General features: G+C 68.6%; 15 protein-coding genes. 9 read left to right on the forward strand and 6 right to left on the reverse strand.

The window, feature by feature from the left end:
- Positions 1–68 precede the first annotated feature (68 nt).
- The 3 genes from AC1DW0_RS03855 to AC1DW0_RS03865 all read left to right on the forward strand — a co-directional run bounded on the left by AC1DW0_RS03855 (position 69) and on the right by AC1DW0_RS03865 (position 1,799).
- The gene (locus AC1DW0_RS03855; protein ID WP_477944972.1) at positions 69–860 is read left to right on the forward strand and encodes a hypothetical protein; all 792 of its coding nucleotides are present in this window, start codon (positions 69–71) and stop codon (positions 858–860) included.
- Between the two features lie 110 nt (positions 861–970).
- Positions 971–1,192, forward strand: a complete 222-nt coding sequence (locus tag AC1DW0_RS03860; protein WP_056201207.1) for a hypothetical protein — start codon at positions 971–973, stop codon at positions 1,190–1,192.
- A complete protein-coding gene (locus AC1DW0_RS03865; RefSeq protein ID WP_457444465.1) occupies positions 1,185–1,799 on the forward strand; it encodes a hypothetical protein in 615 nt (204 codons plus the stop codon). The genes AC1DW0_RS03860 and AC1DW0_RS03865 overlap by 8 nt, the downstream gene beginning before the upstream one ends.
- On the opposite strand, the gene AC1DW0_RS03870 is transcribed toward AC1DW0_RS03865, so the two are convergent.
- The gene (locus AC1DW0_RS03870; RefSeq protein ID WP_056201214.1) at positions 1,796–2,014 is read right to left on the reverse strand and encodes a hypothetical protein; all 219 of its coding nucleotides are present in this window, start codon (positions 2,012–2,014) and stop codon (positions 1,796–1,798) included. The genes AC1DW0_RS03865 and AC1DW0_RS03870 overlap by 4 nt on opposite strands.
- A gap of 273 nt (positions 2,015–2,287) precedes the next feature.
- Between AC1DW0_RS03870 and lepB the strand changes: the two genes are divergently transcribed.
- On the forward strand, positions 2,288–3,199 hold the full coding sequence (lepB, locus tag AC1DW0_RS03875; RefSeq protein WP_477944973.1) for a signal peptidase I: 912 nt from the start codon (positions 2,288–2,290) through the stop codon (positions 3,197–3,199).
- Between the two features lie 30 nt (positions 3,200–3,229).
- Here lepB and AC1DW0_RS03880 read toward each other — a convergent pair whose 3' ends face one another.
- On the reverse strand, positions 3,230–4,000 hold the full coding sequence (locus tag AC1DW0_RS03880; RefSeq protein ID WP_477944974.1) for a helix-turn-helix domain-containing protein: 771 nt from the start codon (positions 3,998–4,000) through the stop codon (positions 3,230–3,232).
- The gene (locus tag AC1DW0_RS03885) at positions 3,997–4,377 is read right to left on the reverse strand and encodes a phosphopantetheine adenylyltransferase (RefSeq protein WP_477944975.1); all 381 of its coding nucleotides are present in this window, start codon (positions 4,375–4,377) and stop codon (positions 3,997–3,999) included. The genes AC1DW0_RS03880 and AC1DW0_RS03885 overlap by 4 nt, the downstream gene beginning before the upstream one ends.
- A gap of 124 nt (positions 4,378–4,501) precedes the next feature.
- On the opposite strand from AC1DW0_RS03885, the gene AC1DW0_RS03890 reads away from it, so the two are divergent.
- Positions 4,502–4,819 (forward strand): hypothetical protein, encoded by a 318-nt coding sequence (locus AC1DW0_RS03890; RefSeq protein ID WP_056201233.1) that lies wholly within the window; start codon positions 4,502–4,504, stop codon positions 4,817–4,819.
- Here AC1DW0_RS03890 and AC1DW0_RS03895 read toward each other — a convergent pair.
- Complete coding sequence (locus tag AC1DW0_RS03895) at positions 4,788–5,066, reverse strand: hypothetical protein (RefSeq protein WP_477944976.1); 279 nt, start codon at positions 5,064–5,066, stop codon at positions 4,788–4,790. The two genes, AC1DW0_RS03890 and AC1DW0_RS03895, sit on opposite strands and share 32 nt — an antisense overlap.
- Positions 5,067–5,142: 76 nt before the next feature.
- Entirely contained in the window at positions 5,143–5,649 is a 507-nt protein-coding gene (locus AC1DW0_RS03900; protein WP_477858880.1) for a hypothetical protein, read from the reverse strand.
- Positions 5,650–6,193: 544 nt separating this feature from the next.
- Between AC1DW0_RS03900 and AC1DW0_RS03905 the strand changes: the two genes are divergently transcribed.
- Positions 6,194–7,933 carry a hypothetical protein gene (locus tag AC1DW0_RS03905; RefSeq protein WP_477944977.1) on the forward strand — a complete coding sequence of 580 codons (1,740 nt, stop codon included), beginning with the start codon at positions 6,194–6,196 and terminating at the stop codon, positions 7,931–7,933.
- Between the two features lie 152 nt (positions 7,934–8,085).
- Here the strand turns inward: AC1DW0_RS03905 and AC1DW0_RS03910 are convergent, their stop codons facing one another.
- Entirely contained in the window at positions 8,086–8,736 is a 651-nt protein-coding gene (locus AC1DW0_RS03910) for a TetR/AcrR family transcriptional regulator (RefSeq protein WP_477944978.1), read from the reverse strand.
- A 67-nt stretch (positions 8,737–8,803) separates the two neighbouring features.
- Between AC1DW0_RS03910 and AC1DW0_RS03915 the strand changes: the two genes are divergently transcribed.
- Genes AC1DW0_RS03915 through AC1DW0_RS03925 form a run of 3 tightly spaced genes read left to right on the forward strand, consistent with a single transcriptional unit; the run spans position 8,804 to position 14,504 of the window.
- Positions 8,804–10,300, forward strand: coding sequence for an efflux transporter outer membrane subunit (locus AC1DW0_RS03915; RefSeq protein WP_477944979.1), 1,497 nt, complete (start codon positions 8,804–8,806; stop codon positions 10,298–10,300).
- Positions 10,297–11,409 carry an efflux RND transporter periplasmic adaptor subunit gene (locus AC1DW0_RS03920; protein ID WP_477944980.1) on the forward strand — a complete coding sequence of 371 codons (1,113 nt, stop codon included), beginning with the start codon at positions 10,297–10,299 and terminating at the stop codon, positions 11,407–11,409. The genes AC1DW0_RS03915 and AC1DW0_RS03920 overlap by 4 nt, the downstream gene beginning before the upstream one ends.
- Positions 11,406–14,504 carry an efflux RND transporter permease subunit gene (locus AC1DW0_RS03925; protein ID WP_477944981.1) on the forward strand — a complete coding sequence of 1,033 codons (3,099 nt, stop codon included), beginning with the start codon at positions 11,406–11,408 and terminating at the stop codon, positions 14,502–14,504. The genes AC1DW0_RS03920 and AC1DW0_RS03925 overlap by 4 nt, the downstream gene beginning before the upstream one ends.
- Positions 14,505–14,548: the final 44 nt, after the last annotated feature.

Raw genomic sequence — 14,548 nt, forward strand, 5'->3', positions numbered from 1 at the left:
ACGGTTGGGTTGCACGCACGGCAGTGCGGGCCGGGATACTGGCCCGCCATCCCTTTTGCATTGGACCGATGGCCCGCTCCCTGCTGCCCTTGATCGCCTCGCTGCTTGCCGTGTTCAACGCGCAGGCCCAGGTCACCAAAGACCCGCTGCCCACGCGGCTGGTCTGCCACCCCAGCGACAACCTCACCGCCAACATCAGCTACGAAGCCAGCGGCGCGTTGCTGGGGGCGGGCGTGTATGCCACCTCCGGCACGCATGAATGCAGCGTGCAGTCGCAGGGCGCCGGCGTCGCGCAGCCCGACGGATCGGTGCGATTTGCCTGGACCGACGAGGTCGAAGGCAACAAGCGCTACCAGGCGATCGTGAAGCGCGTGGGCAACGAGGGCTACACGCTGGCCCTGCAGCCCGCCGGCTGCGGCACGATCGCGCTGCCGGCGGCCATCGCGCTGTCCACCCAAGGCAAGGCCTGCAAGGCCGGCGTGGACCGTGACGCGGCCTTCGTGCTGTTCTGGCGCCAGCTGCGCGAGGCCATTGCCAGGCGTGACGGCGAGCTGCTGCAACGGCTGTCGTTGCCCCAGCTGGAGTTCTCCCCGGACTCCGGCACCGTCAAGGCACCCGCGTCCGTCATCCGCAATGCCGCGACCTGCATCCCCGGCATCGTCACGACGGAGTCCGGCACCGACATCGGCAAGATGCTGAAAGCCATCGACACGCCGCAACTGGACAAGCCACCGCTTTCCAGGGTGGCCGACAACCGCGTGAGCACCGGCGCCTTCGAGGCGCGCTGGACTGCCCAGGGGTGGCGCCTGTCGTGGTTCAACACCTCGCCGGCGGTGTTTTCAACCTGCAAGCCGGGCTGAGCGCTCGTCGTCAAAATACCCAGACCCACGAATTAGGGGCAGCCGCAGTCGCCTTGGCGGATGAGCTTCGCTAAGCTGACCCTCAACTGCCACCCACCTCCGCCACAGCCATGATCGGCGCCCCGCTTTCCTCCTCCGCCTCGCTGTTTTCCACCGCGTCCCTCCGCCCGCTGAATGCCCCTGCGGCGGCGCCGCGTGCCGGTGAACCGGCTTGGCTGGACGGGCTGGGCGCCGGCGGCGCCGCCACGCTGCGTGCCGACGTGGCCGTCGACCAGCGCGGGCTTTCGGTCCAGCAGCACGCGGAGCGCGTGCTCGCCGCCCTCGTTGCCTGAACTGCTGGCCCAGCCGCGCTGGGCCGAGGCCGCCCAGGCGCTCATCGGTGGCTGCCTCGACCTCGGCCCCCGCCAGGAAGGGGCTATCGCGCTGATGGAGACCGTCTGCACCGGTCTGGGCGACCAGCTCTATCCGGCCTTTTTGCGCGTGCTGGCCGAAGTCAATCTGCGTGGCGAATATGCCGCCCGTGCCGCTGTCGCCCAGACCCTCGCGCAATCCCTCTGCCAGGGCCGCCTGCCCAGCGGTTCGCGTGCGGCCTGGGGTGCGCATCAGGCGGGCGTGCAGCGGCGCAGCCTGGGCCCCATCGAATACCTGTGCCTGGCCGCCTGGCCCCGCGCGGGCGAGTCGAGAGGGACTTCCGAGTTGTCGCCCGAACAGTTCCAGACCCTGGCCAGCGCGGTGATGGAACTGCTCGACTGCGACGCCGAGGCGCGCTCGCTCTATGCCGGCCACCTGTGCGCCGTCGCCGACGACCCGCTGGACGGCACCATGCCGCGCGAGGTGCGCGCGGCCCTGCGCGCATTCGCGCAAAGCTGGCGCAGCCATCCCGATGCCAGCCGGGCCTGCGCGGCCTTTGTCGACAGCCTGGGGCGGGCCGGGCGCTAAAGCTTGCCGACCGCCTCGTAGCGGGCCACGCCCACGACGCCAAAGACGGCGCGCGTGGACTGTCCCCCGAGGCTGGTCACGGTAATCGCCTGTTGCAGGGGCATCTGGCTGATCAGGGGCTGCGAGCCCAGGGCGACCCTGCGGGAGGCCTGGACCTGGGCCAGTTCAATGGACCGGACGACAGCGTCCGTCGCCACGACGGTGGGAAGTTTCATCAAAGAAAAGCGTCTGCATCGCGCGGCACCGTGCCGCGGCAGGGTCAGCGAGGCTTGCGTGGCAGCAGCCCGGACGACCCAACCGTGCATCCTAGGCACCGGACCGGTCCGCGCCGGGCGCGCCGTTGCACGGCGTGTGGCAGATTGCCGCCTGGCGGGCAACTCGCAGCCCAAAGTCCCCCGGGGACGGTGCCGCGCCCAGCCGGCTCAAGCACGCTGGCATCATGCGCCGCCACGCACATGCAGGCCCTATCGCCACCCATCTCGACGCCCATGCCCAACAACAAACCCAAGAAGTGGATTGCAGCGGTTCTCGGTCTCCTGTCGCCGCCGGTCGGCCTGCTCTATGCCGCACACGCCAGGGCGGCCCTGGCCTATTTCGCTCTCAGCATCCTGGTGGGAGTTCTCGGCTTCCTGTCGCAGGCATGGAAGCTGCCAGTCAATGCCGCGGCACTGGTGCTCATGATCGCGGGTGCGTCGCATGCGTACCGGCGCGCCAAGCACTACCCCGACGCGAAGCCACGCCCCGGCTACAGCCGCTGGTACGGCATCCTGGGCGTCGTCGCTTGCGTCATCACGGCGGTGCTGGTCTTCAGGGCCTTCTTCTTCGAGCCCTTTCGCGCCCCTTCGTCGTCCATGCTGCCGACCATCCCGGCCGGCACCAGCCTCATCGTCCAGAAATGGGGCTATGGCAACTACGGGACTTTCGGTAAGACCTTCCTTCGCACGACCATCTCTTCGCCTCTGTCCCGAGGCGACTTGATCGTCTTCGAGTTTCCCGAGGACCGATCCGTCGTCTTCGTCAAGCGCCTGGTCGGCCTGCCTGGCGACCGCATCGCCTACCGCGGCAAACGGCTGTTCATCAACGGCGAGGCCGTGCCGTTGCGACCCGCTGGGGATTACTTCGATCCAGAATCCAAACGGACCATTCCCCAATTTGTCGAGACCCTGCCCGACAGCGAGCACGCCGTGCTGATCGGCGAGCAGCCCTTCTTCCTGCGGCCCGACTCGAAGTTTCCCTTCGCCGAGAAATGCACCCACACCGTTGACGAGATGGCCTGCGAAGTGCCGCCCGGTCACTTCTTCACCCTCGGCGACCACCGCGACAACAGCCGCGACAGCCGGATGTGGGGCTTCCTGCCGGCCGATCACATCGTCGGCAAGGTCGTGTTTGTCGGGTCGTAGTCGCAGGAGGCCCGGGCGGCGAGTTCGCCGTTATTGCTCACCACGGCCACCTCGCAAGGCCAAACGCGTCGCCTCATCGCTGGGAAAGAGGTGCTCCACCTTCAGCGACGCCAGCGTGATGTCCAGCGGCGTGCCGAAGCTGGTGATGGTGGAGAAGAAGCTCAGCACCTGGCCGTCCGCCGCACGCAAGCGAAAGGCCAATACCGGCAGGTTGCCGGTCTCGACGGCGGCCCAGGGCTGCAGCGACGGGCGCAGCTCGTCCAGCAGCGCGCGCAGCCGCGGCAGGTGCTCGGCCTCGCGGCAGGCGCGGGCCCACATCTCGCCGCACAGCCAGGCCTCGTCCACGCACAGCGAGCGCAGGCCGCCGGGCGCAAAGACGGCGCGCAGCAGATTCAGCGGCTGGCCGAGCATCGCCTGGCCCGGCAAGCCCAGCAGTGTCATCAACCGCGCCAGGCCCTCGTTGGCCATGACGACGTTGTATTCGCCGTCCAGCACCAGGGCCGGCGCCGCGCCGTTGGCGTGGATCAGCTGCTCCAGCGCGGCGCGCACCGGCGCCATCTCGGGTGCGTCCAGCGCGCGCTCCGTGTGCGCGGGCGCGTAGCCGGCGGCCAGCAGGGCCTGGTTGCGCTCCTGCAGCGTCGCGCCGAGGGAGTCGAGCAGGGCGATCAGCGTCTCGCGGCCGGCGCGCGCACGGCCCGTCTCGATGCAGCTGAGATGGCGTTGCGAGACGCCGGCGCGCAGCGAGAGCTCCAGCTGGCTGACGCGGCGCGACTTGCGCAGGGTGGCGAGGGTGGCGGTCATGGCGATGGCATGGGTAGCAGGTGGACGATGCCGGCGGCGAGCAGCAGGATCAAGGCAAGCACGTCCAGCTTGAAGACGGTGGCCAGGGCCGACGATAGCGGACCGGCCTGCAAGGCCAGCAGCAGGAAGGACGCGACGCTGACGAGGCCCGCGATGAGCCCGAGACCGCGCAGCGCGGGCTGCCAGGCGGCCCAGCCGAGAAGGGCCGCGAGCAGGCCAAAGAGCACGGCGCGGTGGCGCAGCAGCAGCTCCAGCGCGGGGTCGCGGGCATCGACGCCGTAGAGCGCTGACAGCTTGGTGGCGCCGAGCACGCCGGCCAGCGGCAGCGCATGCAGCAGGGCGACGAGGGCCAGCGCGAGGGGCACGAACAGCTTCATGGAACCGGACCATAGGCCACGCGCAGCGGCACCGCGATGACCTCGGAGGTCATTGCGGCGCTGCGCACGACTGGCGAGCATGGCGCCATCCACCACCCGTTAACCGTCCCTCAAGGAGATTGCCATGCGAACCGTTCTGATCCTCGCCCTCGCCGCCTTCGGTGCCTTCTCGACCTATGTGATGTGGCAGGTCGGCTACCTCGGCATCTGGCAGGCCGGCATGAGCAGCCTCGGTGCCTGGCAGGTGCTGGCGGACCTGGTCATCATGTCGTGGATCGCGCTGGGCTTCATCTGGCGCGACGCGCGGCAGACGGGGCGCACGGTCTGGCCGTTCGCGCTGATCACGCTGGCCGCCGGGTCCTTCGGGCCGCTGCTCTATCTGCTGCTCAAGCCTTCGGGCCGCAGCGAGTTCAAGGCGGGGCCGGCTGTGCCAAGCCGCTGAGCGCGGCTTGCAGATTGGTACGTGCCCGCGCCTCGAAACGCTCGCGCAGGGCCGGCGTGCCGTAGAGCGCGGGCCGCGCCAGAAAGCCGGCCAGGATGGCACCGCGCTTTTCATTGAAGGCGGCCGCCGGCACATGGGCGTATCCACGGCGGATCTGCGCCTCGTATTCGGCAAAGCGCGCCGGCGCCTCGCGGAAGCAGCCGTTCAACGTCGGCGTTGACCGGCGCGCACCGGTACTGCGCCGCATGGCGTAGGCTCGTCCAGACGCTTTGCGGCGCAGTGCCGGTGCGTGTCCGTGTCGAACAACCTGTTAGAGCTCACGACTACCGCGCCTCACTTAGCGAATCAAGCCCGGCCAATACACGCTGGCGGTTCTTGGTGAGTACGGCAAACCGTGGAAGCCGAGAAACGAATCGCGCAAGATCCCAGTTGCCATCGACAAGATTCCGAAGCGCTACTCTGTCGCCCTTGATCCGCGCACGCAGCGTTGGAACGTATTCAGCGCTCCAGGCCCAAACAATTCCTTCAGGGACTCGCACCTGGAAGAAGGCCGCGTCTGGCCAGGAAATCGAGCGGACGATTCGTCCGCATTTCGTGCATGCGGCGCGGCCGGCAATAGATCCTCCGATTTCGCCCTGAACCATCGCGTAACCCCCGCTGCTCTCGTCATAGAGATGCGTTGGAACACTCACAGCAGTGAAAGAGACGCGATCTCCGCAACGTTCGCATATGGCGTCGATGTGCTCCGGCCTCGAGTACAGGAAGTACCTGCCCTCAACGGGATTGCGGAACCTGCGGTGACCGCGATGCAGGCCAAGTGCGTTGTTCATGCGCTGCTTTCCCGGTGAGATCTAACGAATAGCGTTTATCCGCCGCCCAGGCGAGGTTGGAAGAAGTGTTGGCATAGCGGTGGCGGATAAACCTGTTGGACTGAACCGCCCACCGTACGGTGGCGTCAGGCGGCGGCGATATGGGGAATGTAAGTTTCAAATCCCCCGCCGGACCAGTGCGGATTCACCCGGGTGAGCGAGCCGCCCCTGCTCGGCCCGCAGTGAGCAGGGCCATCTTCGCGCGACCCCGAGCGCGGCGTGAACAGGGGCATCCGCGACGCGGTCTGGGTCGCTGTGAGTCTTCGCCTTGCCTGGCCTTGCGGCGCCCGTCATGGCGGCCCCCGGCACAGGGCGCCGCGCTCCGGCAGCAACCCGCACAGGGCGGATGAGGCGAGATGGGAATGAGCGGCCGCGCCATCCCTTCTTTGATGCGCCGGCTCAGGGAACCGGCCTGGGGTCAAGGTCACTAACCCAGCCAGAACCTGGAGTGCCAATGGACAAGCCCTTGCCGGACACAGACTCGCCGCCTTCACGACCCCGGTCCATGTCCGGCACGCGCGAAGTCCTGCTGTCTCTCAGGGGCGAGGGCAGTGTCGGCTCGGACGAGCCCCGGGAGCCTGTTGAGCCCGTGGTGCGGGTCGAGGCGCCGCAACCCACCTACGAAAGCTGCCAGGTCGCGCTCGACGCCGAGCATGCACGGCTGAAGAAGCCGGTCCCCCAGAAGGACAAGGAAGACGCGTCCTTCCTGCCGGCATTGAGCGAGTACGCCAAACACTACCAGGCCGTGGGCGGCTTCATCAAGAAGAAGTCCAAGGCGCCCGCGCTGATCCTTCTGGAGATCGCCAAGCTGGAGCCCTTGTTCCGACGCGGCCTGGAGCTGTTCCCGGTCAAGCAAGCGGAGGCCGCCAAAACCGAACTGGCCGGTCTCAAGGAGAGCTCGACCGCCGCCGACAGGGTGCGCATGGACAAGCTCAGGGCCGCCGAGCGGGTGAGGCTGTTCGACCTGGAAAAGGATTTGGCGGCGAAGAAGAAGCAGATCGAGGCGCTGGAAAAGAACCTGCAAGTTCAGACCATCCCGAAAACGCAACAGGACACCCGGGAGCGGATCACCACGGCGAAACAGGAAAAGAGCGCGCTGGAGACGAAGCTGGCGGAATTGGCCACCGTCAAGTCGGAATACGAAGACGCCTTGCGCGAGAACGACACGCTGAAGGAGAGGATCAAAGCCAGCCAGAAGCGCTTTGACGAAATCGCCGAGCAGCAGCAGGCCCAGATACTGGCGGCACGCACCCGGGCCACCCAACTGGCGGCGCGGTGCCTGTTGCTCCAGAAGGACAGCTCGCTCCCCGATCCGATTTCACGGGCCTCGGAAGCCGTCCCGCAGGACATCGACGCATCGACCTTCGTCAACGCTGGCTGTGCGTTGGACACCTTGGAAGGACTGCTCGATGCCGAGGAAAATCAGCTGCGCAAAACGCATCCCCAGCGCGATGGTTTCCTCGAGGCGCTGACCAAGCTGGAGAAGCAAGCCCAGCTGATCGAAGACGAGGACCTGGCCAGCGGAACGTACAGCGAGGCACACGAGGAAAAGTTGGCCGCATTGCGCAGGCTGGCGGCCAAGCGCAACTACGACGAGGCGCTGGCGCAGGCTGCGCGGCTGCTCGAAGAAGTGCACGCATGGATTGAAGAAGCGCGCAAGGCGCAGCAGGCGCTGGAGGAAGCGCTGAACCTTGCGCTGGACGACATCGCGTTCTACGAGGAGGGCGAACACATCGACGACGACGAGCGCAAGGCCATGTATGCGTTGGTGGACCAGGCCCGATCGAATGACGACTTCGTCGACGCCCTCCAGTTCGTCAACAAGATCGTCAAGACAAAGATCCAGTGGTTCCTGGAGCGGCAGGCCCAATGGCGGGAAGTCAGCGCGCCGGTTCGCGTCCGCAAGCCACGCCAGACCCCCAACTATGGCCAAGCCGCAGACCACATCGTGGACCTGGTGCTCAGCATGTTCCGCAGCACGTTCGACTACGCGGGCCCGTCCCTGAACGTGCAGGAGCTGTATCCCAGGGAAAGGTACAACCCGGGGCGCCTGAAGCAGGCGCTACGCAACCGCTTCGCCACACTCAGCCCTTCTGGGCAGCTTCCCAGAAAAGGGCTGGGGCCCAGGTGCTACTTCAACCTCGGTGCGGGTGGAACGACGAAGAAGAAGTACGAGTACAACGTCAAGGTCAGGCGCGAAGGTGTGGACAGGGCCCTGGCTCAGATTCACATCATCTATCCGTAGCGAGGACGCGGCGTTGCCACGCCGTTCTCCGCCTCACCTTGAAAAGCGCCAGAGAGCCGCTGGGCAGGTTCTCGCGATGCAGCGCGCCCGGTTTGAGGGGGCCGTCGTGAACCGGCTCTTCCAGTCGCGAAGTCCGCGGTCGGGCCGCGGCGTCAAGGTGCTTTCGCGTAGGCCGCCATGAACACACGCACCGCCTCGCGCAGCAGTGCCCTGTCTTCGCGCGCGTCGGGCATGTCGAGCATCAGCAGCCCGCGGATGTGGCCGTCGCCAAGGAACATGGACAGGAACAGGTCCGCCGCCTGGCGCGGGTGCCGGATGTTCAGCGCGCCCTGCGCATCGGCGCGGCGCAGATAGGCCGCCAGGTCGCCGATCAGCCGGTCGGCCCCCTGCCTGTAAAAGGCCCGGCACGCCTCGGGCTGTGACCCCGCAGCGCCATAGAGCGAGCGAAACTGGCCCAGCGCTTCCTCCTCGCGCGCCAGCGTCAGGAACTGCTCTCCGACGGCCAGCAGCGCCTTCTGCGGCTGCGTCGGGTCCAGCGCTTCGACGCCAGCGACCCCGCCCATCACGCGGTCGGTGCGATCGCGAATCACCGCCTCGAACAGGCCTTCCTTCGAAACGAAGTGGCTGTAGATGGTCATCTTCGAGACGCCGGCTTCGGCGGCGATGGCATCGACGCTGGCCCGCTCCAGGCCGTGCGCATTGAAGTGGCTGTGCGCCGCTTCCACGATGCGCCGCAAGCGCTCGGGGTCGCGCGGCCGGCCGCGACGCGGTGGGGACTCGACTGGCTTCTCGTTTTCGGGCATCGGCGTCTTTCTGTACTTGACAGTCCAATATATGCCATTAAACTTACTGGACTAGCGAGTCCAGTATATGAAGCCTTTCACACAGCCCGCCCCGTACCGCGATCGCCACCCCGGCGCCCGACCGGCCCGCCTCGTGTCGGCTGCCGCAGCGCTGGCGATCCTGTCGGCCTGTTCGGCACCGCCCGTGCAGCCGCCTTCGCCGTCAGTACCGCTGTCCGCAGCATTCGCGCAGGCCGGGTCGGCTGCCGCCGCTTCCCAGGCCTTCGATGGCGCCTGGTGGGCCGGCTACGGCGATCCGGTGCTGACGGCGCTGATCGAAGCGTCCTTGTCTGCCAACCAGGACGTGGCGGTCGCGCTGCAACGCGTTGGCCAAGCTCGCGCCGGCCGAGATGCCGCGGCCTCTCGCCTGTGGCCCACGGTGGGCGTACAGGCCTCGGCCTCGCGCAGCGACAGCGGGCTGCCCGACCCCGTCAAGCAAGGCATGCCCGACACGCGTGCGTTGCGCGCCGGTGTCGACGTGGCCTGGGAGATCGACCTGGCCGGCGGCGTGCGTGCGGCACGCGACGCGGCGCAGGCTGACGCGGCCGCAGCAGCGGCGGGTGTCCAGGGCGCGCGGCTGCTGGTGGCCAGCGAGGTGGCGCGGCAGTACTTCGTGCTGCGCAGCGCCGAGGAGCGTCTGCGCATCGTGCAGGCTCTCGCGGCGGCCCAGCGAGAAACGGCGACCCGCGTCGCCAGCCGCCTGCGCGAAGGCGAGGCCAGTGCTTTCGACCTGGATCGCGCGCGCGCCGAAGCCGGGGCGCTCGACGCGCAAGTGCCGCCGTTGCGAACGCTGGCGGGCACCTCGCAGACGCGGCTGGCCGTGCTGCTGGGTCGCAACCCGTCGGCACGCGTTGTTGACGAGAACGCAGGCTTTGCCTGGCCTGCTGCGCGCGAGATCGGCACCGGCCAGCCCAGCGAATTGCTGCGGCGCCGGCCCGACCTGATCGCTGCCGAGTCGCGCGTCGCGGCCGAGACGCTGCGCGGCGCCGAGGCGCGAGCCCAGTACTGGCCCAAGCTCTTTCTGAGTGCCTTGTTCGGTCGCGAGGACCTGCGGCTGAATGCACTCGATCTCGCGCCGGTGCATTTCTCGAACGTCGCGCTGGCCTTTGCCATGCCGGTCTTCAACGCCGGTCGCATCGATGCGGGCATCCGCGCGCAGTCGGCGCGGGCCGACGAGGCGCTGCTGGCCTGGCAGAAGGCGGTGCTGGTCGCCGTGCAGGAGGTCGAGGACAGCCTGCTCGTGCGCACCCAGGAGGCCGAGCGCGCCGCAGCGCTGGCCAGCACGGTCGAACATCGCCGCCGCTCGCTGCAGCGCGCGCAATCGCTGCAGCGCGAAGGGCAGATCGACCTGCTGGTGCTGCTCGACGTGCAGCGCTCGGTGTTGTCCAGCGAGCTCACCCTGGCGGACAGCCGCCTGCAGCAGGTGCTGGCCGACGTGCAGCTCTACAAGGCACTGGGTGGCGGTCTCGAGCCGACCCGTGCCGGCAGTGCCATGACTTCCTTTGCCGAGAGGGCATCCCAGTGAACAGAATTTTCTTCGCCGTATCCCTCCTGGCCCTGGCCGCCTGCAGCGGCCCGCCCGCGCCGATCGCCGCCGCCAAGCCGGTCTTCGTGACCACCGTCAGCCCCGCCGCGTCGTCGCAAAGTCGCAGCTTCACCGCCGTGGTCCGCGCCCGGGTCGAGACGGAGCTGGGTTTTCGCACCGGCGGCAAGGTGGTGGACAGGCTGGTCGAGGTGGGCGACACCGTGAAGGCCGGCCAGGCGCTGGCGCGACTGGACCCCGCCGACTACCAACTGGCCGTGAGTGCCGCCGCCAACCAGGTCCAGGCCGCGTCGGTGGATGCGCAGCAGGCCGCGTCCGACGAAGCGCGCTTGCGCCGCCTGCTGGCCGACGGTTCGGTGGGCGCTGCCGACCACGAGCGTCAGAAGGCGCGTGCCGACGCAGCCGACGCCCGGCTTGAGCAGGCGCGCCGCCAGCTCGACCTGGCACGCAATCGCGAGGGCTACGCGACGCTGGTGGCGCCCTATGCCGGCGTGGTCACCGCGCTGCGCTTCGAGCGCGGCCAGGTGGTGGCCGAGGGCCAGCCGGTGCTGTCGCTGGCCCGCGAAGGCGAACGCGAGATCGTTGCCGAACTGCCCGAGGAGTGGGTCGGCCGGGTGCGCACGCTCACCGCCACGGCCACGCCCTGGCAGGACGCCAAGTCACCCCTGAGGCTGGTGCTGCGCGAGCTCTCGCCGCTGGCCAGTGCGCAGGGCCGGACCTTCCGCGTGCGCTACGCGGCCGCCGCGGAATCGCGCGCGCAGGTCGGCGCGCTGCCACTGGGCAGCACCATGCAGCTGAACCTGTCCGGGCAAGCGACCGGGCCGGCGACCACCGCCGTGCCGGTCACCGCGCTGGTGAAGGCCAGCGCGTCCGCTGGGGTCTGGGTGCTCAACGCCAAGGGCTCCGGCCTGGTGTTCACACCCGTGCAGGTGGTGGCCATGGACGACACCCGGGTGCACGTCACCGGCCTGGCCGGTGGCAGCCGGGTGGTCAGCGTCGGCGCGCAGAAGCTTGATGCCGGCATCACCGTGCGCGCGGTCGAGCGCACAGCCGAAGCCGGCACGGCTGCGGTCGCCAGGAGCGGCTCGTGAAGCGCTTCAACCCGTCCGAATGGGCCGTCACGCACCGGGCGATGGTGCTGTTCCTGATCATCGCGACGCTCATCATCGGCGGCTTCTCCTTCAGCCGCCTGGGCCGCCTGGAGGACCCCAGCTTCGACGTGCCGACGATGACGGCCATCGTCGTATGGCCCGGCGCCACCGCGCAGGAGGTGCAGGACGAGGTGCTCAACCGCATCGAGCGTCGGCTGCAGGAGCTGGACCATTTCGACTACGTGCGCAGCTTCGCGCGCCAGGGCTATGGCGGCATCACGCTGTGGATGAAGGGCGGCAGCAGCAAGGCGGAGCTGGAGAACGCCTGGTACCAGGTGCGCAAGAAGATCGGCGACGTGCGCCAGGAGTTCCCCGAAGGCGTGCGCGGGCCGTTCTTCAACGACGAGTACAACGACCGCTACAGCGTGCTCTACGCGGTGAGTGCGCCCGAGCTGTCGATGGCCGAGCTGCTGACGGTCACCGAAGACGTGAAGCGGCGCATCCAGAGTGTGGCCGGCGCCGGCAAGATCGACGTGCTGGGCAAGCAGGCCGAGCGCGTGTTCGTTGAAGTCTCAACGCGGCGGCTGGCGGCGATGGGTATCGCCCCGACCGCCGTGTTCGACGCGCTGGCGCGGCAGAACCTGGTGGCCCCGGCGGGCTCGGCCGATACCACCCACGATCGTGTGCAGGTGCGGGTGGACGGCGGCCTGCGCAGCGCGGCGGACGTCGCCAACGTGACGCTGGAGGTGGGCGGCCAACTGCTGCGGCTGGCCGACATCGCCACCGTGCGCACCGGCTACGAAGATCCGCCGAGCATGACCATCCGCCACAACGGCGTGCCGGTACTGGCCATCGGCGTGACCATGCAGGCCAACGGCAACGTGCTCGACTTTGGGCGCGCGCTCGACGAGCGGCTGGCGCAGGTGCGGCAGGAGCTGCCGGCGGGCGTGCAGATCCAGCAGTACGCGGATCAGCCGCGTGTGGTGGCGGAGTCCGTCTGGGAGTTTGAGCGCTCGTTCCTGGAGGCGCTGGCCATCGTGCTGGCCGTGTCCTTCCTGTTCCTGGGCTGGCGCACCGGCATCGTGGTGGCCGCGTCGGTACCGCTGGTGCTCGGGCTGGTGGCGGCCGTCATGTACGCCGCCGGCTGGGCGCTGGACCGCATCTCGCTTGGTGCGCTGATCATCGCGCTGGGCCTGCTGGTGGACGACGCCATCATCGCGGTGGAAATGATGGTGGTGAAGCTGGAAGAAGGCTGGGACCGCATGCGCGCCGCCACCTACGCCTACACGTCCACCGCGTTTCCGATGTTGACCGGCACGCTGGTCACGGCCGCCGGCTTCATGCCGGTGGGCTTCGCGAAGTCGATCGCCGGCCAGTACGCGGGCGGCATCTTCTGGGTCGTCGGCGCGGCGCTGATCCTGTCGTGGGTGGTCGCCGTGGTGTTCACGCCCTACCTCGGCGTGCTGCTGCTGCCGAAGAACCTGGCGGCTGCAGGTACGCACCACGACCCCTACGACCGACCCGTCTACCGCTGGCTGCGCGGCATCGTCGACTGGGCCGTGCGGCGCCGGGCCTGGGTGCTGGGCATCACGGCGTTGGTGTTCGCCATCGCCGGCGCCGGCATGCTGACGGTGCAGCAACAGTTCTTCCCGACCGCGTCGCGGCCCGAGCTGCTGGTGGAACTGCGGCTGCGCGAAGGCGCGTCGTTCGCTGCCACCTCCGCCCAAGTGAAGCTGCTTGAGGCGCGCCTGGCGAAGGACCCGGACATCGAGTTCTTCACCGCCTACACCGGCGCCGGCACGCCGCGCTTCTATCTGTCCATTCAGCCGGAGCTGCCGAACCCGGGGTTTGCGCAGATCGTCGTCAAGACGGCGGGTACCGAACAGCGCGAACGGGTGCGCGCCCGTCTCATGGAGCTGTTCGCCAAGGATGAAGTCCTGCCCGACGTCAACGCCCGCGTGACGCGTCTGGAGTTCGGGCCGCCGGTGGGCTTTCCGGTGCAGTTCCGCGTGATCGGCCCGGACAAGGCGCAGGTGCGCGAGATCGCCTACCGGGTGCGCGACGCGGTGCGCCAAAACCCGCTGGTGCGCGACACGCAACTGGACTGGAACGAGCAGGTCCGCTCGGTGCAGGTGCACGTCGATCAGGACAAGGCACGGCTGCTGGGCCTGTCCAGCGCCGACATCCAGGGCCTGGTGCAGACCACGCTGGACGGCGCGCCGGTGACGCAGATCCGCCGCGGCGAGGAACTCGTCGACGTGGTCGTGCGGGCGACGCCCGAGGAGCGCAAGAACATTGGCCAGCTCGGTGACCTGCAACTGTTCACCCGCAGCGGCGTCAACGTGCCGCTGTCCCAGGTGGCGCGAGTGGAGCCGGGTTTCGAGGAACCGGTGCTGTGGCGGCGCAACCGCGACATGGCGCTGACCGTGCGCAGCGACGTGGTCGACGGCGTGCAAGGCCCCTACGCCACGGCGCAGATCCGGCCGTCGCTGCAGCCCATCATCGACAGCCTGCCTGCGGGTTACCGCATCGAGGAAGGCGGCGCGATCGAGGAGAGCGACAAGGCCAACAAGGCGCTGTTCGCGGTGTTCCCGGCGATGTTCGCGGTGATGCTGACGCTGCTGATGATCCAGCTGCAAAGCTTCTCGCGGCTGTTCATGGTGTTCATGACGGCACCGCTGGCGCTGATCGGCGTGGTGCCGGCACTGCTGCTCTTCAATGCGCCGTTCGGCTTCGTCGCGCTGCTGGGCGTGATTGCGCTGGGCGGGATGATCATGCGCAACTCCATCATCCTCGTCGACCAGATCGATCAGGACATCGCGCGCGGCGTTGCGCCGTGGGCCGCGATCGTCGATGCCACGGTGCGGCGCTCGCGCCCCGTCGTGCTGACGGCCGCCGCCGCGGTGCTGGCCATGATCCCGCTGACCCACAGCGTGTTCTGGGGGCCGATGGCGATCTCGATCATGGGCGGCCTTGTCGTGGCCACGGCGCTGACCCTCGTCTTCGTGCCGGCGCTGTACGCCGCCTGGTTCCGCGTCCGGCGCGACAGCCCCGCGCAGGCGCCCGACGCAGCACCCATGGCGGCCAGCGCGTGACGGGGCTGCTCGCAGGCGCTGGACCCATGGCGGCACCAGCGCCA

The sequence above is a fragment of the Roseateles sp. P4_D2 genome, from assembly GCF_056401875.1.